11 protein-coding genes are annotated in these 24,955 nt (G+C 46.9%); 6 read left to right on the top strand and 5 right to left on the bottom strand.

Annotated elements, in window-relative coordinates:
* Positions 1 to 68 precede the first annotated feature (68 nt).
* Positions 69 to 242, top strand: a complete 174-nt coding sequence (locus tag OCU50_RS09830) for a hypothetical protein (protein WP_167346764.1) — start codon at positions 69 to 71, stop codon at positions 240 to 242.
* Positions 243 to 302: 60 nt separating this feature from the next.
* Here OCU50_RS09830 and OCU50_RS09835 read toward each other — a convergent pair whose 3' ends face one another.
* From OCU50_RS09835 to OCU50_RS09845, 3 genes are all read right to left on the bottom strand, one after another.
* The gene (locus OCU50_RS09835) at positions 303 to 1,664 is read right to left on the bottom strand and encodes a TRAP transporter large permease (protein WP_060468171.1); all 1,362 of its coding nucleotides are present in this window, start codon (positions 1,662 to 1,664) and stop codon (positions 303 to 305) included.
* 2 nt (positions 1,665 to 1,666) lie between these two features.
* Positions 1,667 to 2,422 carry a TRAP transporter small permease gene (locus tag OCU50_RS09840; protein ID WP_060468172.1) on the bottom strand — a complete coding sequence of 252 codons (756 nt, stop codon included), beginning with the start codon at positions 2,420 to 2,422 and terminating at the stop codon, positions 1,667 to 1,669.
* Between the two features lie 66 nt (positions 2,423 to 2,488).
* A complete protein-coding gene (locus tag OCU50_RS09845; protein ID WP_060468173.1) occupies positions 2,489 to 3,484 on the bottom strand; it encodes a TRAP transporter substrate-binding protein in 996 nt (331 codons plus the stop codon).
* Between the two features lie 346 nt (positions 3,485 to 3,830).
* On the opposite strand from OCU50_RS09845, the gene OCU50_RS09850 reads away from it, so the two are divergent.
* Entirely contained in the window at positions 3,831 to 4,238 is a 408-nt protein-coding gene (locus OCU50_RS09850; protein WP_009847292.1) for a thioesterase family protein, read from the top strand.
* 91 nt (positions 4,239 to 4,329) lie between these two features.
* Here OCU50_RS09850 and OCU50_RS09855 read toward each other — a convergent pair whose 3' ends face one another.
* A complete protein-coding gene (locus tag OCU50_RS09855; protein WP_060468174.1) occupies positions 4,330 to 5,157 on the bottom strand; it encodes a 4'-phosphopantetheinyl transferase family protein in 828 nt (275 codons plus the stop codon).
* 706 nt (positions 5,158 to 5,863) lie between these two features.
* Here OCU50_RS09855 and OCU50_RS09860 point away from each other — a divergent pair.
* Genes OCU50_RS09860 through pfaD form a run of 4 tightly spaced genes read left to right on the top strand, consistent with a single transcriptional unit; the run spans position 5,864 to position 23,448 of the window.
* Positions 5,864 to 13,723, top strand: coding sequence for a type I polyketide synthase (locus tag OCU50_RS09860; protein ID WP_060468175.1), 7,860 nt, complete (start codon positions 5,864 to 5,866; stop codon positions 13,721 to 13,723).
* Entirely contained in the window at positions 13,723 to 15,771 is a 2,049-nt protein-coding gene (locus OCU50_RS09865; protein ID WP_060468176.1) for a PfaB family protein, read from the top strand. Before OCU50_RS09860 ends, OCU50_RS09865 begins: the two co-directional genes overlap by 1 nt.
* Positions 15,768 to 21,773 carry a hotdog fold thioesterase gene (locus tag OCU50_RS09870; protein WP_060468177.1) on the top strand — a complete coding sequence of 2,002 codons (6,006 nt, stop codon included), beginning with the start codon at positions 15,768 to 15,770 and terminating at the stop codon, positions 21,771 to 21,773. The genes OCU50_RS09865 and OCU50_RS09870 overlap by 4 nt, the downstream gene beginning before the upstream one ends.
* Positions 21,774 to 21,810: 37 nt before the next feature.
* On the top strand, positions 21,811 to 23,448 hold the full coding sequence (pfaD, locus tag OCU50_RS09875) for an eicosapentaenoate synthase subunit PfaD (protein ID WP_060468178.1): 1,638 nt from the start codon (positions 21,811 to 21,813) through the stop codon (positions 23,446 to 23,448).
* A gap of 123 nt (positions 23,449 to 23,571) precedes the next feature.
* Here pfaD and hflX read toward each other — a convergent pair whose 3' ends face one another.
* Positions 23,572 to 24,939: a GTPase HflX gene (gene hflX / locus OCU50_RS09880; protein WP_060468179.1), complete on the bottom strand. Its 1,368-nt coding sequence runs from the start codon at positions 24,937 to 24,939 to the stop codon at positions 23,572 to 23,574.
* Between the last annotated feature and the right edge of the window lie 16 nt (positions 24,940 to 24,955).

Here is a 24,955-nt window from a genome sequence, read left to right on the forward strand (position 1 = left end):
TGAGCAAGATCACCTATACTTATTTCGGTCATAGGATGTTCTACGATCAAAATAGTGAGGAGATGGTTATGGGTGAGAAAACGAGAGTGCCATCCATTACTGACACACTTGAAATAGATGGTGTTTATTACATCGATCAGCATGTCGACTTAAACACACCGGAGTTAGAAGCAAAAAGGTCCCTCTATCAACAGAGCGACCATCATTTGAACTTCGGTAAAAATATTGATGAGGAGGTCTAACGACCTCCTTTTTTCCATTCTAATTGTTCTTTTTCTATTTTACGCAAACAATGCCCACACTTACTTAGTGATAATTTCTGGTCCCATCAATGTGGTTGGTAGCCATGTCGAAACCCAAGGCACGTACGTTACGATAATCAGGAATAAGAACATCACGCCTACCCAAGGCAGTGCCGCTTTTACTACGTTCATCATCGACATCTTGGCGACCCCTGCGGTCACAAACAAGTTGAGTCCAACAGGCGGCGTTATCATCCCTATCTCCATATTCACTACCATCATGATACCTAGGTGGATTGGGTCGATACCGAGTGCAATAGCGATTGGGAATACCAATGGCGCAACGATGATCAGCAAGCCTGATGGCTCCATGAACTGACCGCCAATCAAGAGTAAAACATTCACTACAATCAAGAAGGTGATCGGACCTAAACCCGCAGATAGCATAGACTCAGTGATCATTTGAGGAATACGTTCTTCGGTTAGTACATGCTTAAGAATCAGAGCGTTGGCAATGATAAACAGCAGCATAATCGTCAGCTTACCTGCATCGTACAGCGTGTCTTTGGTGTCTTTGTGGAAGAAGGTTTGGAACACTTTTACCAAAGCCGGTTTTGTATTGTTCTTGTCAGCAAATGGCCCCATATCTTTATAGATAAAGTTGGCAATGAAGAAGGCATACACCGCAGCCACTGCCGCCGCTTCTGTCGGAGTAAAGATACCGCCGTAGATCCCCCCCAGAATGATGACAATCAATAACAAGCCCCAGCTCGCATCTTTTGCTGCCGAAAACATCTCGCCCCAACCCACAAATGGCTGTGCAGGAATCTTCTTAATACGCGCCGCAATGTAGATAGCAATCATCAACATCACACCCGCCAATAAGCCTGGAATCACACCACCTAAAAACATACGACCTACCGATACATCCGTCGCCGCTGCGTATACCACCATCACGATTGAAGGCGGAATCAAGATGCCCAAAGTACCCGCATTACAGATAACCCCAGCTGCGAATTCTTTTGTATAACCGTTTTTGATCATACCTGCGATAACAATACTACCGATCGCCACTACCGTTGCAGGAGATGAACCAGAAAGGGCTGCGAACATCATACATGCCACAACCGATGCCATCGCCAAGCCGCCGCGGAACCAACCCACCATCGCGATAGCAAAACGAATAATACGTTTCGCCACACCACCAGTAGACATAAAACTAGAGGCCAAGATAAAGAAAGGAATCGCTAAGAGTGTGTAGTGGCCTGCAAATGCATTAAACAGCGTTTGTGCAACGGATGCCAACGAAGCATCAGAATGCATCAATAAGAATATGACGCTTGATAAACCGAGGGAAATCGCAATTGGTACACCGACCAACATGAAAGCAATTACCATTAAAAATAGAAATAACATTGCCATGATTAGTCTTCCTTCCCGTTAGATTTTGTACCCGACTCATTCGCCTTGTTTTCCTTAGTCGAATCCAATACCGCTGTCGCGTCTTCATCAGAACCCGCTAAAACATCAGCTTTCAATGCATCCAGCTCTTCTTCGGCTTCATGGCCTGCAATCATGCGGTCAAGTTTACCCGTCACAACTTGATAAGCAATTTGGATGAATCGGAACGTTAGCAGTGCCATACCAATCGGCAGCGCCATATAAGGAATAAAACGTGGCAGTTTCTCGTATCGCTCACCTTCATTCAGCCAATCCGCCATGAACTGCAGCATTTCTGGCATAGGGATATCATCGGTTTCATACCATGCGCGATCAGTCGCGAATGGGTACCAATAATTCCAAGAGCCGATAAGCAGTAACACTGAGAATGCTAGACAGCTGGTCACCGCGATTAACGCATACACTTTGCGTAGCTTTTCTGGGGCAAGGTTGATAATCACATCAACACCAATGTGGAAGTGCTTTTTTACGCCGTAAGATGCGCCGACCAAGACCATCCATGCAAACATGAATACCGTCAGTTCCAATGCCCATAAAATGTTGTCATTGAATGCGTATCGAAATACCACATTGGCAAAAGTAAGTAGCGTCATTGCGCCAAGGAAAAATGCGATTAACGACTCTTCAATCACATCCGTAACTCTTCCGACTTTGGAAAAAAGAGAGGTTTCCAGTGCTGATTCGCTAGAATTTGGTTGTTCCATTTGAGGCTTTTCCATAATTGACTCCGCTTATAATTGTTTTAATAAGAAGTGGCGAAAACGCTCGCCACTTCTTTAGCGGTGTTATTGGTTTGAAGCTAGTGCTGCATCGATAAGGTCTGAACCGATGTCTTTTTCAAACTTCTTCCATACTGGTTGAAGTGCCGTTACCCATGCTTGACGCTGATCTGGCGTCAGCGTACGAACCTCACCACCGGCTTCGATGATGTTATTTTTGTTCGCTAGGTTAACTTTTGAAGATTCAGCATTACGCGTCTCAGACACTTCTTGAACGATAGTACCAAGCTGTGTTCGTACATCTTCAGGTAGGTCCTTCCAGAAGTCGTTTGAGGTTACAACTAGGTAATCCAAGATACCGTGATTGGTTTCAGTCACGCCGTCTTGTACTTCAAAAAATTTCTTACCGTAAATGTTTGACCATGTATTCTCTTGGCCATCGATAACCTTAGTTTGTAGACCACCATACACTTCTTTGAAAGACATCTTCTGCGGGTTAGCGCCTAGCTGTTCAAACTGAGCAACCAATACGTCTGATGCTTGAACACGGAATTTCAAACCTTCCGCGTCTTCAGGGCTGATTAGAGGTTTGTTCGCCGACATCTGTTTCATGCCGTTATGCCAAAACGCTAATCCCTGTAGGCCACGACGCTTCATTGCATTCTTCAGTTTTTCACCAGATTCTGAGTTTTGGAAACGGTCAACGGCGTCTACATCTTCAAATAGGAACGGAAGATCAAAAATGCGGTATTTCTTAGTGAACTTCTCAAATTTAGACAGCGAAGGTGCCGCCATTTGAACATCACCATTTAACAGGGCTTCCAGTACCTTATTATCATCGTAAAGCGTCGAGTTAGGGAAAACTTGCATACAAGCTTTACCATTCATTTCAGTGTTTACTCGCTCTTCTAGTAGAGAAGCGGCAATGCCTTTCGGGTGCTTATCGGTATTAGTTACGTGACTGAACTTAATCACGATTTCACCAGGGTCACAGTTTGCAGCAGCATTAAAACTGGTGAGCGCCAGAGCAGATACAGACAGCAGAGTAAGAGGCTTAAACATTATTATTCTCCTTAGTAAACAAAGCAGCCCATCAATGGGAACTGCGTACTTTCACTAAGGCAATTAGCGCGCCATATTGATACAAAACATTAACAAGCCTTTAACCACAAGGCTTCATCATAGTTGCCAACATGAGTCGCCAGCGCTTTGCAAAATTTAATGGGTGGAAAATGACACATAGAATATTTATAAATGGGTGGGAGTTGACCAAAGCATCAGTGATAAATGAGGTCTGACCAAAAGCCCCTTTCACGATGATGCCTTGAAGTAATTTCGACCTATCCTGTAGAGTGCTGCACAACTTAGTCAGATTTACTGATCCACTACTTACCAAGAGTTGCTACCCATGAGTCAGATCTACCATCACCCAGTACAGATTTACTATGAAGATACCGATCACTCTGGTGTGGTTTATCACCCTAACTTTCTTAAATACTTTGAGCGTGCGCGCGAGCATGTGTTAGGCAGCGATAAACTGGCAACATTATGGAATGAGCATGGACTGGGTTTTGCGGTGTATAAAGCCAACATGACTTTCCAAGATGGCGTTGAGTTCGCAGAGATCTGCGATATCCGAACCTCTTTTGAACTCGATGGCAAATACAAAACCTTATGGCGACAAGAGGTATGGCGTAAAGATGCAACCAAACCCGCCGTGATTGGTGATATTGAAATGGTTTGCCTAGATAAAGATAAACAACTTCAGCCAGTACCCGCTGAAGTATTAAAAGCGATGCTTGGCGAAACGAGTTAACCAATATTACGAGTGGCTGAAAGTGCGAGTGGCTAAGAGTGTGCTTTTTTCAAGATTAGAGGTTCAAGTTTCTAGTATAACGAGCGCACACTCAGCCAAGTAGCTTTGCTACTGGGAAGCATTTCATCTCTAATTGCACCGGAAGCGTTGCACCACCAAGCGTCACGGCAAATCGGAATTGGTCATCTAACCTTCCTAAACTGCATTGCCAGTCAGCAGAAACATCGCCTTGTTCAGTAACATCCAACCCAACTCCGTTGTGTATAATGATTTCATCATGTAACTCTGGTTGTAAACCCGACGAATGAAGTGGCAGTGTTTGTTGAGTTAGATTGGAAAAGTCGAACGAAAAACTTTTCAATGATGTGGCCAATCCCTTTCCCGTCGCTTTGATATAAGACTCTTTCAGTGCCCACAAATCAAAAAAACGTTCTCTTTGAGATACGTCATCCAGCTCGAGTAAATCGTTAATCTCAAATTCCGAAAAGTAATGCTTCATGATCGCCGCTATGTTGGTCGAACTTCTTGCATGTTCAATATCCACCCCAAGCTGTAGTGATTGCCCTTTTGTTTGGCATACCGCGATTAACAAATGTTCTTTGCTATGACTGATATTAAAATTCAGGCCAGTTTCTATCTGTTGCTTCTCAACTAAGCTTGGTTTGCCTTTTTCACCATACTCAAACCGCCACTCTTCAGCCGTCAAATCAGAGTAGATCGACAGAACCTCTCTTAAGTAGTTACGAACATAGAGCGCTTGGATCTGAGATGAAGGCATTCGATAACGCTCAACTTTGGCTACTTCATCGACAGTAAGTTTCTGTTTTAGGCGCGACACATGATCACTATCTTCATCCAAATCACTTAAAGAACAAAGCCACAAATCAATGACTAACGTTTCCGTCTTTCTAGCACTCATTTCTTAAAAATCACTCACCATAAAGCCATCAATAAAACATCAAAACGAACAAATTTAACTCACCTATGTTTTGAGAGAAACATAGAGAATTTGGGCAGGAAACACCCTTCATATGCGGACTTAAAACTAATTTTTCAAATAATAACAAATTAAAACACAGATCACACTTAGCCTTACGGAACAGGCATCTATTAAATGTTACTTACAGAAATCTGACATAGATCTCACCAAGTCAAAATATAGAGTATAAACACTAAAAAACAAGTCATATCCATTAATTATCAATAAGTTAATTACATTAAAAATACAAAATTCAAAAGCACACAAATTTCATCTGGTCTGAACAGATCATAGTGGCCTCTGGGAGCATTGTATCGGCAACTCACCTCGGGTAGCCTGCTCAACCATTAAACAAATTCACACGTTTTCATTGCGGATAACTGCTTTCCGTTAAGCAGTACTTTGGACAGGATTTAAATGGACATTACCCTCACATTCGAATACCCCCTTCACGCATGAAACACGTTCTCAACGTCTGCAAGTCAATGAACTTCGCACTCCCTATTTCAGTCAGGTGGCCAACTTTCGGCAGCCTTACTCTTCAGCTGCGTTTGCCCAAATCTGTTTCAGATTTATTTTCGATTCAATTAAAAGCGCAGCCTCAAAACACGACATCGCCCTCAGTGATTTCAAGTGGAGACTCACAATGAGCCAACCCGAAAAAAATACACCGGAATCAGTCGACGACACTCGACTTAATAAACGTCTTAAAGATATGCCTGTCGCTATCGTTGGTATGGCGAGCATGTTTGCAAACTCTCGTTACCTGAATAAATTTTGGGACCTGATCAGCGAAAAGATCGATGCGATTACTGAAGTGCCAGATACGCACTGGCGTCCAGAAGATTACTACGATTCAGATCGTACTGCGCCAGACAAGTCTTACTGTAAGCGCGGTGGTTTCATCCCTGAAGTCGACTTCAACCCAATGGAGTTCGGCCTTCCGCCAAATATCCTAGAACTGACGGATACTTCTCAGCTGCTTTCTCTGATCGTGGCAAAAGAAGTTCTTGAAGATGCCAAGCTGCCTGAAGGCTACGATCGCGATAAGATCGGTATCACGCTCGGTGTTGGTGGTGGTCAGAAGATCGCTCAAAGCCTGAATGCTCGTCTGCAATACCCTGTTTTGAAAAAAGTCTTCAAGAGCAGTGGCATCAACGACGAAGACAGCGAAATGCTGATCAAAAAATTCCAAGACCAATACATCCACTGGGAAGAGAACTCATTCCCTGGTTCATTGGGTAACGTGATTTCAGGTCGTATTGCTAACCGCTTTGACCTTGGTGGCATTAACTGTGTAGTAGATGCTGCTTGTGCAGGTTCTCTAGCTGCAATGCGCATGGCTCTTAGTGAGCTAGTTGAAGGCCGCAGTGAAATGATGATTACAGGTGGTGTGTGTACTGATAACTCACCAACCATGTACATGAGCTTCTCTAAAACGCCAGCATTTACCACCAATGAAACCATTCAACCTTTCGACATCGACTCAAAAGGCATGATGATTGGTGAAGGCATCGGCATGGTTGCTCTTAAGCGTCTTGAAGATGCAGAGCGCGACGGCGACAGAATCTACTCAGTGATTAAAGGTGTCGGTTCTTCTTCGGATGGTAAGTTCAAGAGTATTTACGCCCCTCGCCCTGAAGGACAAGCAAAAGCACTAAAACGCGCTTACGATGATGCTGGTTTCGCACCGCACACACTTGGCCTTTTAGAAGCGCACGGCACGGGTACTGCAGCAGGCGATGTTGCTGAATTTGGTGGCTTAAACTCGGTATTTAGTGAGAACAACGAAGAGAAGCAACACATTGCGTTAGGCTCTGTGAAATCTCAAATTGGTCACACCAAATCAACCGCGGGTACTGCTGGCTTAATCAAAGCTGCATTAGCATTGCACCACAAAGTACTGCCGCCAACGATCAACGTATCGGCTCCGAATCCTAAGTTGGATATCGAGAACTCACCGTTCTACCTAAACACGCAAACGCGTCCTTGGATGAAACGTGTCGACGGCACACCGCGCCGTGCAGGTATCAGCTCATTTGGTTTTGGTGGCACTAACTTCCACGTTGTATTGGAAGAATACACGCCAGAACACGCTCGCGGCGACAAATACCGTCAGCGCCAAGTACCGCAAACTCTGTTATTCAGCGCGGAATCTCGTCAAGCACTGATTAATAAACTCAAGCAGATTTCAACTCAAGCTGCAGACGCTGCGTTCAAACTAGAAGCGCTTGCTGAACAACATAATTTGCGTGAAGTTGACGCTAAGCATGCTCGTATTGGTTTAGTCGTGACTGACCAAGCAGACCTTCAAGCGCAACTGACTCAAGCGGTTTCTATGTTTGAGAGCCAAACCAAAGCACATTGGCAGATGCCAAGCGGTACTAGCTATCGTGAGTCGGCACTGATTGCTGAAAACGGCGCAGGTAAAGTGGCAGCGCTATTTGCTGGTCAAGGTTCGCAATACCTAAACATGGGGCGCGAGCTTGCATGTCACTACCCTGAAATGCGTCAACAGCTTGCTCAAGCGGATCAGGTATTTGGTCAACACAAGAAAACGGCTCTGTCGCAAATTCTATTCCCAATTCCAACCTTCACACCAGAAGCAACCAAAGCTCAAGAAGCGGTACTAACCAACACGGCCAATGCGCAAAGTGCGATTGGTACTGTGTCTATGGGTCAGTTCGACATCATGACTCAAGCTGGCTTCAAAGCAGACATGGTCGCAGGCCACAGCTTTGGTGAGCTAAGCGCACTATGTGCATCGGGTGTTATCTCGCAAGACGATTACTACCAGCTAGCTTTCGCTCGTGGCGATGCGATGGCAGCGACACCAGAACAAGGTGACAGCGGTACGATGTTTGCGGTCATCCTAGACGCAGACAAACTTCCAGCCGTTGAAAACTGTATCAGCCAATTCGAAGGCGTGAGTATTGCCAACTACAACGCTCCGACTCAACTGGTTATTGCAGGTCCAACTGCAACGGTTCAACAAGCAGCACAAGCGCTAACTGAACAAGGCTTCAAAGCGATTGCTCTGCCAGTGTCTGGTGCTTTCCACACACCGCTTGTTGCTCACGCTCAAAAACCATTTGCTGCTGCAATTGATAAAGCTTCATTTAGCGCTCCAACGCTGCCGCTTTACTCAAACGCAACGGGCAAATTGCACAGCAAAGACGCGAAAGCGATCAAGAAAGCGTTCAAGCAACACATGCTGCAATCGGTTCGTTTCAGCGAACAAATTGAAGCGATGTATGAAGCAGGTGCTCGTGTATTCGTAGAGTTCGGTCCGAAGAACATTCTTCAAAAGCTGGTTGATAAAACATTGGCTGATAAGAACGAAGAGCTTTACGCAATCAGCATCAACCCAAGCCCTAAAGGCGACAGTGACCAACAGCTTCGCTTAGCGGCGGTTCAACTGTGCGTGGCAGGTGTTTCATTAGACAACATTGACCCTTACCAAGCTGACATTGCTGAACCTGCAAAGGCATCACCAATGAACATCAAGCTGAATGCAACCAACTACATCAGCCCTGCTACTCGTAAGAAAATGGATCAATCATTGGCTTCGGGCAACGTCACCGAAAAGACTGAGATTGTTGAAGTGAAAGTTGAAGTCGAGAAAATCGTGGAAAAAGAAGTGATTAAAACAGAAATCGTTGAAGTACCTGTGGCTGCGCCTCAAGCTTCAAATGTACAACAGTCAACTACTCCAGCACCAAGTGCACAAGTAGCAACAGCAGCTCAGCAACCACAAGTGGCGCAACCTGCACCAGCGACTAGTCAACCAACAGCTCAAGTAACGGTTGATGAGTCTTCACTGCAATCGTTCTTCAATGCTCAACAACAAGCAGCAGAAGTACATCAGCAGTTCCTTGCAATTCCTCAGCAATACGGTGACACGTTCAACACCCTAATGTCTGAGCAAGCGAAAATGGCAACAGCAGGCGTAGCAATTCCTGAGAACCTGCAACGTTCTATGGAGATGTTCCACCAGCACCAAGCTGAAACGCTAAAAGCTCACGCTCATTACCTAGAAATGCAAGCGCACAGCAACAACTCAGCACTTAACATGCTGACGCAAGGTTCAGTACAAACGGAACAACCAACCTTCGTTGCGCCAGTAAATGCTCAGCCAGCGATTCAAGCTCCAGCTACTCCAGCAGCTATCGTCCAACAGCCTGTAGCTCAAGTACAAGCGACTCCTGTACAAGCTCAGTCTGTTCAAGCTGCGCCGGTTCAAAATACAACAACTCAGAAAGCTCCAGTACAGAAAGCCGTTCCTGCTCCACAAGTAGCGGCTCAAGCGGCAGCGCCTGTTGCAGCTCAACCTGTGCCAGTTAAAGCGCAACCGGCTCCTTTGGCTGCACCAGTAGTAGTACAATCAGCAGATGCTGAAAAAGTGATGCTAGAAGTGGTCGCTGAGAAAACGGGTTACCCAACGGAAATGCTTGATCTAGAAATGGACATGGAAGCAGACCTTGGTATCGACTCAATCAAGCGCGTAGAGATTCTTGGTACTGTTCAAGACGAAATGCCAAACCTACCTGAGCTGAACCCTGAGGATTTAGCTGAGTGTCGTACTCTTGGCGAAATCGTCGGCTACATGAACAGTAAAAGCATGAACAGCAAGATGCCAGCATCAGCGCCTGTTGCAGCACAGCCAAGCGCAACTGCTCCAGTTCAAGCCGCTAACGGTCTCAATGCGAAAGTCGTTCAACAAACCATGCTAGAAGTGGTTGCTGAGAAGACAGGTTACCCAACTGAAATGCTTGATCTAGAAATGGATATGGAAGCAGACCTTGGTATCGACTCAATTAAACGTGTTGAGATTCTAGGTACGGTTCAAGATGAACTGCCTACTCTTCCAGAGCTAAACCCTGAAGACTTAGCTGAGTGTCGCACTCTAGGTGAAATTGTTGCCTACATGAACAGCAAGCTTCCAGCTTCTGCACCTGCAGTCGCTCAAACTGCAGCAACTTCAGTTCAAACAGCTAGCGGTTTAGATGCGGCTGTCGTTCAAAAAACCATGTTAGAAGTAGTAGCAGAGAAGACGGGCTACCCGACTGAAATGCTAGACCTAGCAATGGACATGGAAGCAGACCTTGGCATCGACTCAATCAAACGTGTTGAGATCCTTGGTACGGTTCAAGACCAGCTGCCAACATTGCCAGAACTAAACCCTGAAGACCTAGCTGAGTGCCGTACTCTTGGTGAGATCGTTGACTACATGAACAGCAAGTTAGCTCCTAGTTCAGAAACGGCTCCAGAAGCAACTGCAACCGCTGTAGAAAGCGCGATCAACGACCTAAACCCTGCTCATGTTCAATCAACAATGATGGAAGTGGTTGCCGACAAAACCGGTTACCCAGCAGAAATGCTCGACCTAGCGATGGACATGGAAGCAGACCTTGGCATCGACTCAATCAAACGTGTTGAGATCCTTGGTACGGTTCAAGACCAGCTGCCAACATTGCCAGAACTAAACCCTGAAGATCTCGCTGAATGTCGTACTCTGGGCGAAGTCGTTGCTTACATGAACAGCAAGCTAGACGCTAATGAAGTTCCTAATGCAGAAGCAACTGCAACCGTTGAAAAAAGCGCAAGCAACGACCTAAACCCTGCCCATGTTCAATCAACAATGATGGAAGTGGTTGCCGACAAAACAGGTTACCCAGCAGAAATGCTCGACCTAGCAATGGACATGGAAGCAGACCTTGGTATCGATTCGATTAAACGCGTTGAGATCTTGGGGACGGTTCAAGACCAGCTACCAACGCTGCCAGAGCTAAACCCTGAAGACTTAGCTGAGTGTCGTACGCTTGGTGAAATCGTTACCTACATGCAAAGCAAACTATCCGCGGCTGCACCCGTAGCGACTCCAAAAGCTGAATCAGTAACGCCTATCGCAGAAACAGCGACAGCGGAACTTCCTCCACACAATGAGGTAGCGCTAAAAAAGCTACCAGCGGCAGATAAACTCGTCGATTGTTTCTCAAAAGACGCTTGTGTCGTGATCACAGATGATGGTCACAACGCCGGTGTTCTAGCAGAAAAGTTGACCGCTAACGGCATCCAAGTTGCTGTAGTGCGTAGTGCTACTTCTGCCGCGTCACCTTTAAACAGTGAAATCGCAAGCTACACACTCAACAGTATCGATGATGCTGGTGTGACAGCTGTGATTAACGACATCGAAGCAGACCTTAAAACGTCGAACAAAGTGATTGCTGGCTTCCTTCACCTACAAGCTATCGTTGATACTGAGCAAAGCAACGAGCAAGCGGTTAACTTGAATGCAGACTCAAGAGCTTCGCTAACCACAGCGTTCTTATTCGCCAAACACCTAAATGGCCAACTGAATGCCGTTTCTGGTCGCAGCGTGTTCTTCACGCTAAGCCGTATCGATGGCGGCTTTGGTTACTTAGATACTAAGCAACTAGCGAATGCAGAACTTAACCAAGCCGCGTTGTCTGGTCTAACTAAGACACTGAGCCATGAATGGTCAAACGTGTTCTGCCGTGCATTGGATGCTGACGCTTCTATTGATGCTCGTCACCTATCTGAGGCTATTACAGGCGAACTGTTCGATATCGATACCAACACGGTTGAAATCGGCCTTAGCCATGCGGCAAACGGTGAATCTGGTCGTGCAACATTGATTGCTGCAACACCAGGGGCTGCACAAACTAAAAACACAGGCGCTCAACTCACCAAGAGCGACAAAGTTCTCGTAACGGGTGGCGCTAAAGGCGTGACGTTTGAATGTGCACTGACGCTTGCTAAGCAATGTAAATCTCATTTCATTCTTGCAGGTCGTAGTAAGCATATTATTTCAGCTGAGCTACCTCAGTGGGCACAAGGCAAGCAAGAGAAAGAGCTAAAACCAGCGGCTATCGCTCACCTACAAGCAACAGGTGACAAACCAACGCCGAAAAAAGTTGATGCCTTGCTAAAACCTGTATTGAGCAGCCTTGAAATCAACGCAGCACTTGCCGCTTTCAACGAAATTGGCGCGAGCGCTGAATACCTAAGCCTAGATGTATCGAACCATGAGTCAGTAGCAAAAACGCTGGCGAATTTCGACGGCATCACGGGTCTTATCCATGGTGCAGGCGTACTGGCTGACAAACACATTCAAGACAAAACACTTGATGAGCTGAACATGGTTTACGGCACCAAAGTGGGCGGACTAGAAGCGGTTCTTGGTGGGCTTGATAGCAGTAAGCTAAAACTGATTGCGATGTTCTCTTCGGCGGCGGGTTTCTACGGAAACACAGGCCAAAGCGATTACTCAATGTCTAACGAAATCCTAAACAAAGCGGCTCTGCAATTGTCTGCTCGTAACCCTCAAGCGAAAGTGATGAGCTTCAACTGGGGACCTTGGGACGGTGGCATGGTCAACGCAGCACTGAAACGTATGTTCACAGAGCGCGGTGTGTACGTGATTCCTCTTCAGGCGGGTGCAGACCTGTTTAGCTCTCAACTACTGAACGAAACTGGCATTCAACTGCTGGTTGGTACGAGCATGCAAGGTTCTGACAACAAGGAAGCTGCTGTAAAAAAGCTTAATGCGGAGTCTGTGCATCTTGCAAAGAGTCCGCTAAATACAAGCATCACTGTGACACGTCATCTTGATCCAAAGGCATTGCCTTTCATTCAAGATCACTGCATTGCCGGTAACCCAGTGTTACCGACAGTGTGTGCCATCCAATGGATGCGTGAAGTCGCAGAGCAACTGTTAGGTGTGAACGTTAGCGTTCACAACTACAAACTGCTTAAGGGTGTGATTTTTGATACCGATGAAGTACAAGAGCTGAAACTGGTTCTTTCTTCTGACGCTAAATCAAAAGATCAGCTAAAAGCGGTGATCAGTTGCCAAGGGCGACCACAGTATCAAGCTCAGTTGCAAGTTGCCTCTGTGCAAGTGTCTGAAGATGCTCAACAAGCGTCAGAAAAGCGTTTTGAAGCTAGCACTTCAACACCTGTAACAACGGCACAAGCTCTATACAGTGACGGCACTCTGTTTCACGGACCAAGATTGCAAGGTATTACCTCAGTCGAACGCTTTGACGACTTAGGTTTATTGGCTCAATGCCAGTTGCCCCAGATTGAAAACAGCGACTGCGGAGCATTTATTCCTAAGCAAGGCTTTGGCAATAGCCAGCCATTTGCTGAAGATTATCTGTTGCAAGCCATGTTGGTATGGGCTCGATTGAAATACGGCGCGGCAAGCCTACCGTCTGCAATCGGTGAATTTATTTGTTACGCACCGATGCACTATGGTGACCAAGGTTGGCTAGAGCTAAGCGTAATAAAAAGCACGGCTCGTTCGCTGCAAGCTGATATCTCGCTTTACCACCAAGATGGTCGTTTAAGCGCGGTAATGAAAGGTGCAAAAGTCACCATCAGCAAGAGCTTGAACGACGCATTTTTGCCGAAGTCTAGTTCAGCAGTAGTGAGTAAGCCTAAAGCGGATAAGAAAACAGAAAAGGAGCAATTGTCATAGTGACTGTTCCTACTAATAAAGCGATGCCATTGCGCATCGCTCTTTTAGCTCAGCCAGCAAACGCAGCTGAGCTTTCTGCCGACTTATCACCTTCGCTTCCTGAGATGATGACTGTTGTGGTTGATGGCAGTTTTAATCAAGCGCTTACTCAAGCGATTGAGGCAGTCAATCAAGGTAGTGCTGTTAAGCTTTGTTTGGATTCTCTCGCTCCATCATTGGTGATGTTGAGTGCACTGACCGCTGCTCAGAACAAGATTCATCCACACGCTTATCTAGCGAGTTTTGCAGATGCAACTATCGAAGATAGCGTTCAGCTTGCTCTGGATATTGCACGCCGCCCCGCGACAGATTTAAGCCATCAACAGCAACACTCAGCACTCTCTGCTTCGCAGCAGTTTGATGAATTGCTGAATATGGTTAATGCGATATCGAGCCGTTCATTGCCGAACCATTCATTAGCTAACCATTATTGGTTCACTGAGCCGAACAAAGCACGTGTTGCTTCATTGACCTTTAGTGACGATAGTCAAAACGCCACAAGCCTGATATTGACTCAAGCGACCGGTTTGCAAGAACCAAAGCCACTGCTATCGAGCGAACGCTTGATGTTTGTGGTTTCTGGCAATGACCAAGCTGAATTGGTTTCTCAGTTAATCTCATTGAGAGAAGAGCTTAAATGCATTAGCGATTCGGCGGACAGCGCACTTGCTATCGCCAACTTGATGCATTCAAACCTAAGTCACTTCCAAAGCGTTCAGCACAATGCTGGCCTTAACGCGAACATCGTGATTCAGGCGGCTTCAATTGAGGCTGCACTACAAGAGATCACAGCGCTAGAAAATGCGTTGCCAAAAGTAATGGCTGACAATAGCCAATACAAAACGCCAGCGGGCAGTTGTTTCTCACCGAAGCCTCAAAGCAAAGGTGGCGTTGCATTTGTTTACCCTGGTGTTGGCACGGTTTATCCTGGCATGTTGCGCGAATTTCATCACCATTTCCCACAGTTATTTGCTCGTTTAGAACGTGAAGGTAACTTGAAAGAGATGCTGCAGGCTGACAAAACCTACGCTGAAGACGCGCAAGAAATGTCGCTCAGTGAATTGGCCATTGCAGGTGTGGGCAGTAGTTATCTGTTAACACAACTGCTATGTGAAGAATTCAAAGTACAGCCAGATTTCGCCTTGGGCTACTCCAAAGGTGAAGCTTCCATGTGGGCCAGCTTAAATGTTTGGAAAAACCCACATGCGCTGATCGAGATGACTCAAACCAGCCCTATCTTCACCACGGCTATTTCTGGCGAACTCACCGCAGTGCGTCAAGATTGGCAGTTAAACGGCGACGAAAACATCCAATGGAATAGCTTTGTGGTTCGAAGTGATGCGCAAGCGATTGAGGCTCTATTACCAGAATTTCCACGCGCTTATCTCGCTATCATCCAAGGTGACACCTGCGTACTGGCTGGTTGTGAAAACACTTGTCGTGCTCTGCTCAAGAAACTGGGTAAACGTGGCATTGCCGCTAACCGTGTTACTGCAATGCACACCACGCCAGCGTTGAGCCAGCATAGCCAAGTGCAGGAGTTTTACACTCAACCACTGTTCGACGAGTTGCCAAAGCATATCCGCTTTATCAGCGCAGCAGGTCTACCGACTGGCGCACCAATCAATATCGACAGCGATAGTATCGCCCTTTCGATTGCCGACACTTTCTGTTCGACGCTGGATTTCACTGCGTTGATCCGAAGTGCGCGTCAACAAGGTGCCCGTCTGTTTGTCGAAGTGGGTGCCGATCGTCAAACCAGCACATTGATCGACAAGATCAATCGTAGCGACAACGTAGCCGACCAGTACTGCACAATCGCTTCCAATGCCAAAGGCGGTGACGATGTTGTCACGCTCATCAAGTGCATTGGTCAGCTCATTACTCATCAAATCCCACTGTCTGTCGAGCCACTTATTCAAGGGCTAGAACAACAGATCACCGCCGCTAAGAAATTAAGTGGTGTATCTCAAGGCAGCGCAGTGAATCATCAAGGAGAGCTAGTATGAGTTCTCAATCGAAACCATCTCAATATAAATATCAGGCTCAAGCTCAAGCTCAGAATAAGCAGCAAGTGAAGTGCAATAAGATCGCGATTGTTGGTATTGCTAACCAATATCCAGAAGCTGATACGCCAAAAGATTTTTGGCAAAACTTGCTAGATAAAAAAGATTCTCGAACAACATTAAGCGCTGAAAAGTTAGGTGCTAAACCTGAAAGCTATCAAGGCGTGCAAGGTGAGTCAGATCGCTTTTACTGTGATAAAGGCGGCTACATCGAAAACTTCAATTTCGACAGTAATGGCTACCGCTTAACAGCAGAATCGTTCAACGGTGTTGACCAGAGTTTCCTATGGGCTTTGGATACCAGTCGCAAAGCGTTAGTCGACGCAGGCATTGATCTGAATGCCGATATTTTAGAGCGCACAGGCGTGATCATGGGTGCCCTTTCGTTCCCAACCACACGTTCAAACGACTTGTTTCTGCCGATGTATCACTCGGTGGTCGAGAAAGCACTACAAGCTAAATTGTCTAATGACCAGTTTTCACTGCTGCCAACCAATGAAACCGCGCAAGACCTCAACCCGATAAACGGTGCGGCAGCACACAACGCCTCGAAATTAGTGGCTGATGCATTGGGTTTAGGCAACGTGCAACTTAGCCTAGATGCCGCATGTGCAAGCTCAGTGTATTCATTGAAGTTAGCGTGTGATTACTTGAACACGGGCAAAGCCGACATGATGTTGGCGGGCGCGGTATCCGGTGCTGACCCATTCTTCATCAACATGGGTTTCTCAATCTTCCACGCTTACCCAGACCACGGTGTGTCGGTTCCGTTTGATAGCAACAGTAAAGGTTTGTTTGCTGGCGAAGGTGCTGGTGTTTTAGTCCTAAAACGCTTAGCTGATGCAGAGCGTGATGGCGACAACATTTACGCAGTCGTCAGCGGTATTGGCTTGTCGAACGATGGCCGTGGCCAGTTCGTATTAAGCCCAAACAGCAAAGGACAAGTACAAGCCTTTGAACGCGCTTACGAGGCATCAAACCTAACACCAGACAGCATTGAAGTGATTGAGTGTCACGCAACCGGCACGCCATTAGGTGACAAGGTTGAGTTAACCTCAATGGAGCGTTTCTTTGCTGACAAATTGAATGGTTCTAACCCGCCATTGATTGGCTCTGCGAAGTCAAACCTTGGTCACTTACTGACTGCGGCAGGTATGCCGGGGATCATGAAGATGATCTTTGCAATGAAAGAAGGCGTGCTTCCACCAAGCATTAACCTTGATACTCCGTTATCCTCTCCCGAGGGTCTTTTTGGTAGTCAAACTTTACCAAAACACGTTCAGTCTTGGCCTGATAAAGCGGAGAACTCTGAACGTTGTGCTGGCGTTTCAGTCTTCGGCTTTGGTGGTTGTAATGCTCACCTGTTGTTAGAAGCATATTCCGAAACAAGCAGACCAAGGTTTCAGGCTTCAGAATCATATCGAGCACAAGCCGAACCAAGAACGCTTAAGATCACCGGTCTGGCTTCGCATTTTGGTTCATTTCAAAGCGTAAATGAGTTCTATCAGGCGATAAAAACGAATGACAACGCGTTTATTGAACTGCCAAAAAAACGCTGGAAAGGGTTGGATAAGCATCCTGAATTGCTGAATAAATTTGGCTTGCTCGGCGTTCCTTTTGGGGCGTACATTGATCAGTTTGACCTTGATTTCTTGCGATTTAAAGTGCCACCAAATGAAGATGACCGTTTGATCTCTCAGCAGTTGCTACTGATGAAAGTTGCAGACGAAGCCATCAAGGATGCCAAGCTTGTTGTTGGTCAAAAAGTTGCTGTACTCGTCGCAATGGAAACTGAGCTTGAGATGCACCAATTCCGTGGACGCGTAAACCTACACAGCCAACTGGCTGACAGCTTTGCCAACATGGGTATTGAGCTAACACATGACGAATACCAAGCGCTAGAAACCATCGCAATGGATAGTGTGATGGACGCAGCCAAGCTGAACCAATACACCAGTTTCATTGGCAACATCATGGCTTCGCGTATCTCTTCACTGTGGGACTTTAACGGCCCAGCGTTTACGATTTCAGCCGCGGAACAGTCGGTTGCTCGTTGTATCGATGTTGCGCAAAACCTAATGTCGCAAGAATCTATGGACGCAGTCGTAATTGCAGCCGTAGATCTAAGTGGCAGCGCCGAACATGTGATTCTGAAGAACAGTGTGAGCCCAGTGTCACTTGCTCCTAAATTCGGACAGCCGCAAGACGGCAGTTGGAATGTCGGCGAAGGCGCGGGGGCAATCGTTCTTGTTGAAGAAGGTCGAGTAGCGAGCAACCAAGACACGGCTTACGGCAGCATCAACGCATTGGCCTTTGGTTCAAGTGAGCATAACAACGCCGTTACCGATGAATTACTGACTCAAGTCGGTATGAGCTCGAACGATGTTTCTCTGCTTGAGCTTAACCATGCACCTGAGTCTTCATCACATCAGTCTTCGCCTCTCAGCCTAGGGAACACAAAGACGACTCAAGCGAGCCAACGTGTTGGTCACTGCTCTGCAGCTTCTGGCATGGCTAGCCTGTTACACGGTCTGCTCAACCTGAACCTTGCCCCTCTTAATCCGAATGTCAGCTCTAAGAGTGCAATTGTTGCCAACATCAGCGAAGGACAATGTTCACAGCTGTTACTAAGCCAATCGAATGTTGAATCTCACTCACTATCGGTTCGTTTAAGTAATGAATTGGCAAGTGATGCTAAGCGTCAATTGGTTAAGCAAGTCACTCTAGGTGGTCGCGATATTTATCAACATATTGCCCAAACCCCAGTGACTAACTTGGCAACGATTCAACAGAAAGCTTCTGGTAAACAAGCAGCAAGAGTGGCGTCGATTCCAACGACAGCAAGCATTCAAGCAGCCCTTGCGCAAAAAGAGTTAGAGAAGAAAGCACGAACGCAGAACGCGGTAGAGCAAGTAATCGAAACTCCTACATCAGTATCCCCTACTCTGGCGCCAACTCGCCACAGTCAGCTAACAGGTAACCACAGCAATATGACTCATGTCCTATCCGCTAAAAATGGCGAGTCTCAAATCGACGCAGCTTCACAGCAGCCGCAAAGCCTCAATCAATGTCAGGTAAGCCAAAACCAAGCGTTTGCTCAAAACCAGCAAGCAGCGCAGCAAGTACACAAAGCATTCCTGCACACACGTGCCCAAGGCATACAGATGGCTGATGCGCTATTAAAAGCACAGCTAAACGCAGTGACGTCTGGTTTAGATAGCTCAGCCGCTTCTCAACAAACGAATGGCCAACAAACGGCAGCTCAGACTGTTCAAGCTCAACCTACTCAGGTTCAGGAAGCACCAGTCAACGTACTTGCAACGCCAGCACCAGTAAAACCTATCCGTAAGCCGTGCATTTGGGATTATGATGATCTGGTTGAGTACGCGGAAGGTGATATTGCGAACGTGTTTGGCCCTGACTACGCGATCATCGATAGCTACGCGCGCCGCGTTCGTTTGCCAACCACCGACTATCTACTGGTATCTCGTGTAACCAAGCTAAACGCGACCGTTAACGAGTACAAGCCAAGCACAATGACCACAGAATACGACATCCCAGTTGATGCGCCGTATCTTGTTGATGGTCAGATCCCATGGGCTGTTGCAGTTGAATCTGGTCAGTGTGACCTAATGCTGATCAGCTACTTAGGCATTGATTTCGAAAACAAAGGCGAGCGTGTTTATCGCCTGCTTGATTGTACGCTGACCTTCCTTGGCGACTTGCCTCGTGGTGGCGATACCCTGCGTTACGACATCTCAATCAATAGCTTTGCTCGCAATGGCGACACGCTACTGTTCTTCTTCTCGTACGAATGTTTCGTTGGCGACAAGATGATCCTGAAAATGGATAACGGTTGTGCGGGCTTCTTCACTGATGAAGAGCTAGCAGATGGCAAAGGTGTGATTCACACTGAAGATGAAATCAAGGCTCGTAAACTGGCGACTAAGCAACGCTTCGACCCTATGTTGCACTGCCCAAAAACCCAGTTTAACCACCAAGAACTGCGCCACCTGCTGACTGCCAACATTGCAGAGTGTTTTGGCCCGACTCACCAATCTGATCGCCACCAGCCTTCTCTATGCTTCAGCTCAGAGAAGTTCATGATGATCGAAAAGGTTAGCCGTGTTGAACCACAAGGCGGCACATGGGGACTTGGCTTAATTGAAGGTCACAAACAGCTTGAGCCTGAGCACTGGTACTTCCCTTGTCACTTCAAAGATGATTCAGTAATGGCTGGATCTTTGATGGCAGAAGGTTGTGGTCAACTGCTTCAATTCTTCATGATGCACCTTGGCATGCACACACTTGTTCAAAATGGTCGTTTCCAACCGCTTGAAAATGCGCCTCAACAAGTACGCTGTCGTGGTCAAGTTCTCCCGCAATCGGCAGAACTGACTTACCGCATGGAAGTGACTGAGATTGGTCTAAGCCCTCGTCCATACGCGAAAGCCAACATCGATATTTTGCTCAACGGCAAAGTGATTGTTGATTTCCAAAACTTGGGTGTGATGATCAAAGAAGATGACGAATGTACTCGTTACCTGCCTTCTTTAGAAACAGCTGTCGCGACCCCTGCTATCGAAAGCTTGGACCATAAAAGCTTGGGCCATACACCAGCAGTGAATCAACAGGCTTCAGCAAATGCGCCGTTGATGGCGCAAATTGAAGATCTAGAAACGGCGCCAAATAAAGGTGTGGTTCCTCTTCAACACGTTGAAGCTCCGGTAACTCCTGATTACCCGAACCGCACACCCGATACAGTTCCATTCACGCCATATCATATGTTTGAGTTCGCGACTGGCGATATCGAGAAATGTTTCGGTCCTGATTTTTCTATCTACCGTGGCATGATCCCACCACGTACTCCGTGTGGCGACCTACAGCTAACTACTCGTGTTGTTGAGATCGACGGTAAGCGTGGAGACTTCAAGAAGCCTTCATCGTGTATCGCAGAGTACGAAGTGCCAGAAAATGCATGGTACTTTGATGAAAACAGCCACCAGACCCTAATGCCTTACTCGGTATTGATGGAGATTTCACTGCAGCCAAACGGCTTTATCTCTGGCTACATGGGCACAACACTGGGCTTCCCAGGTGAAGAACTGTTTTTCCGTAACCTAGATGGTAGCGGCAAAATGCTGCGTAACGTCGACTTGCGAGGCAAAACGATCACCAACGATTCTCGTCTGCTTTCAACAGTAATGATGGGCACCAACATCGTACAGAGCTTCAGCTTCGAACTGAGTACTGACGGCGTGCCTTTCTACCAAGGTACAGCGGTATTTGGTTACTTCAAAGGCGCAGCACTGAAAGACCAACTTGGTTTGGACAACGGTAAAGTGACTCACCCTTGGCACGTTGATAACAACCGTACACCGGATGTAAGGATCAACCTACTAGACAAAACGACGCGTTACTTCAATGCACCCGTTTCGTCTACTGGTGAGGTACAAGAGCACTACAAATTGGCTGGCGGCCGCTTGAACTTTATCGATACTGTGCAGATCACCAGCGATGGTGGTAAAGATGGCCTAGGTTACCTATACGCTGAGCGTACGATTGACCCGAGCGATTGGTTCTTCCAGTTCCACTTCCATCAAGATCCGGTAATGCCAGGCTCTCTAGGTGTCGAAGCGATCATCGAACTGATGCAAACCTATGCGCTAAACAAAGACCTTGGCGCTGGCTTCCGCAATCCGAAGTTTGGTCAAATCCAATCTGAAGTGAAATGGAAATATCGTGGTCAGATTAACCCTCTGAACAAACAGATGTCTCTGGATGTACATATCACTGCGATTAAAGACAAAGACGGCAAACGCATCATCGTTGGCGACGCAAACCTGAGCAAAGATGGCCTGCGTATTTACGAAGTGAAAGACATCGCGATTTGTATCGAAGAAGCCCCTGCTAGCGATAAAGCTTGTGGTATCAAGAAAGCATAAGCCGCCATTAGAGATAAAGAATTAGGAAAAATTTAGTATGACAACTCAAACTACAATTAATAACGAAAAGCTATCTCCGTGGCCTTGGCAGATTGAAGAGAACACAACTCACTTTGATAGCGCGGCAATGTCGACCATCTTAAAAGACTTAAGCCTTGCTTGTTACGTAGTGAACCACCCAGAAAAAGGCTTAGGCGTAAGCCAACAAGCTGAGATTACATCAGGCGATTCAGCAAGCTCGGCGCGCAGCCAACCTGTTAGCGCCTTTGCTCCAGCTCTTGGTACACAAAGTCTAGGCGACGAAGATTTTCGTCGCTGCCACGGCGTGAAATACGCGTACTACGCGGGCGCAATGGCAAACGGCATCTCATCTGAAGAGTTGGTGATTGCGCTTGGCCAAGCTGGCATTCTTTGTTCATTTGGCGCGGCGGGCTTAATCCCGTCTCGCGTTGAGCAAGCGATCAACCGTATTCAAGCAGCGCTGCCAAATGGTCCTTACGCGTTTAACCTGATTCACAGCCCAAGTGAACCCGCTCTAGAGCGCGGCAGTGTAGAGCTGTTTTTGAAGCACAAAGTGAAAACGGTTGAGGCTTCTGCATTCTTGGGGCTAACACCGCAAATCGTTCACTATCGTGCTGCTGGCCTTAGCCGTGATGCACAAGGCGAAATCCAGATCGGCAACAAAGTCATCGCAAAGGTGAGCCGTACTGAAGTCGCAAGCAAGTTCATGCAACCAGCTCCAGCTAAAATGCTGCAAGCTTTGGTTGATGAAGGTCGAATCACAGCAGAACAGATGGAGCTAGCACAGCTGGTTCCAATGGCGGATGACATTACCGCAGAAGCCGATTCTGGTGGTCACACCGATAACCGTCCACTTGTCACACTTTTACCAACGATTCTTGCACTGAAAGAGCAAATCCAAGCTCAGTACCAATTCAAAACACCGCTGCGTGTTGGTTGTGGTGGTGGTGTCGGCACACCTGACGCTGCTCTAGCGACGTTTAATATGGGCGCGGCATACATCGTTACCGGTTCAATCAACCAAGCGTGTGTTGAGGCTGGCGCGAGCGAACACACACGTAAGCTGCTTTCGACAACCGAAATGGCTGACGTGACGATGGCTCCGGCGGCAGACATGTTCGAAATGGGCGTGAAACTGCAAGTGGTTAAGCGCGGCACTTTATTCCCAATGCGTGCCAACAAACTGTATGAGCTATACACACGTTACGACTCGATTGAGGCAATTCCAGTAGAAGAACGCCTGAAGCTTGAGAAGCAAGTATTCCGTTCAACACTGGATGACATTTGGGCGGGGACTGTGGCGCACTTTAACGAGCGCGATCCTAAACAGATCGAACGCGCTGAAGGCAACCCAAAGCGTAAAATGGCGTTGATTTTCCGCTGGTACTTGGGCCTTTCTAGCCGTTGGTCAAACACCGGTGAACAAGGTCGTGAAATGGATTACCAAGTATGGGCAGGTCCTGCACTTGGCGCATTCAACGCATGGGCAAAAGACAGCTACCTAGACGACTACCAACAGCGTAATGCGGTCGACCTTGCTAAGCACCTGATGCACGGTGCGGCTTACTTAGCACGTGTTAACCTGCTGACTTCGCAAGGTATCAAGCTTGACCCAGAACTAGCACGTTGGAAGCCAACTCAAAGAATGGCGTAAATGGGCTAGTTGGCGAGTAGCTAACTACTCAGCCAAGCTTAAATTAGCTAGGCTCAACAAATAAAAAAGCGACCTTATCGGGTCGCTTATCTTTTGGTTGTTCTTTTCTAATTCTCTACAAAATTAAGACTTCTGCATACGCTTTTTCAAGCGTGCTAAGTCAATTTCACTAGAGCGAACGGTCAACTTAATACACTCGTAATCGTACTCTTCTTTAACCACACTCATGTTTGAGCGAATCTCACCGATGATGCCTTGTCCAGAATAAGGGATAGTGATCTCTTCTTCGATCATGCCTTCTTCTGCAACACCAACGATGTATTTGTGCAGTTTGGTGATATCCAGAGGATCACGAGTTGACGTCAACATCGCATCTGGGAACTCTTCGATAAGCTCTAATTGCTGTTCTTCAGTCAATCTATCGCACTTATTCAGCACTAATAGTTTTTCGCTGCCTTCAACGCCCACTTGTGCCAATACGTCGTGTACCACATCAAGTTGTGCGCGGAATGAAACGTCAGAAGCATCAACGACATAAAGCAACAATGAAGCATCATGCGCTTCTGCTAGCGTAGAGTGGAACGAAGCAACCAGATCGTGTGGCAGTTTCTTTATGAAACCCACCGTATCTGAAACAAGGATACGCGGCTGAGTGATTGGTTGAAGCGCACGAACCGTAGTGTCTAGTGTTGCGAACAGTTTATCTTCACCGACCACTTCGGTTGCGGTCATTGCACGCATCATCGAAGATTTACCGGCATTGGTGTAGCCAACTAAAGCAACAGTGAAAAGCTCCGCACGCCTTGTGCGTCGGGTCTTCATTTCATCTTGTACGCTTACTAGCTCACGCTTAAGCGCAGCAATTTGGTCACGTACGTTACGACGGTCTAGCTCTAGTGAAGTTTCACCTGCGCCCTGACCCATTTGACGCTCTTTATCACCCTCAGCCGTTTCACGAAGTCGTGGCACTAAGTAGTTTAGACGAGCTATATCAACTTGCAGACGAGCAGTACGAGTACGAGCGTGACGGCTAAAGATTTCGATGATGATGCCAGTACGGTCAAATACTTCCACACCCAAACTCGCCTCAACAGTACGCATTTGAGATGGGCTTAAATCACAGTCAAATACCACAACATCAGCGGCACCGTATTGGAAGTTGCCCGTTGGAAGATCATCAAAATCTAGCTCATCGATTTCAGCATTAAAATCAAACGACTCATCAATAAAGTCTTCATCTTCTGCTTCTTCAATAGAGCCTTGATAACCAGTTAGGTGTGCAATTTCAGCAAGCTTACCGGCACCCAGCACGTTTTGTCGTTGTGATGAGCTGTGATGTTGCGATTGTGTTCCGACGACTTTAAACCCTAGGGTTGTCACTAAGCGAGCAAGTTCGGCAAGAGACTCTTTTGCTTCGTCACCTTTAAAATCCGGTGTCGTAATAGAAATAAGTAAAGCGTTATTCGCCGCTGGTTTTGCTGTTAGTTTCATGTATTGTTCTGTTTAT

The sequence above is a fragment of the Vibrio toranzoniae genome (genome assembly GCF_024347655.1).
Classification (GTDB): domain Bacteria; phylum Pseudomonadota; class Gammaproteobacteria; order Enterobacterales; family Vibrionaceae; genus Vibrio; species Vibrio toranzoniae.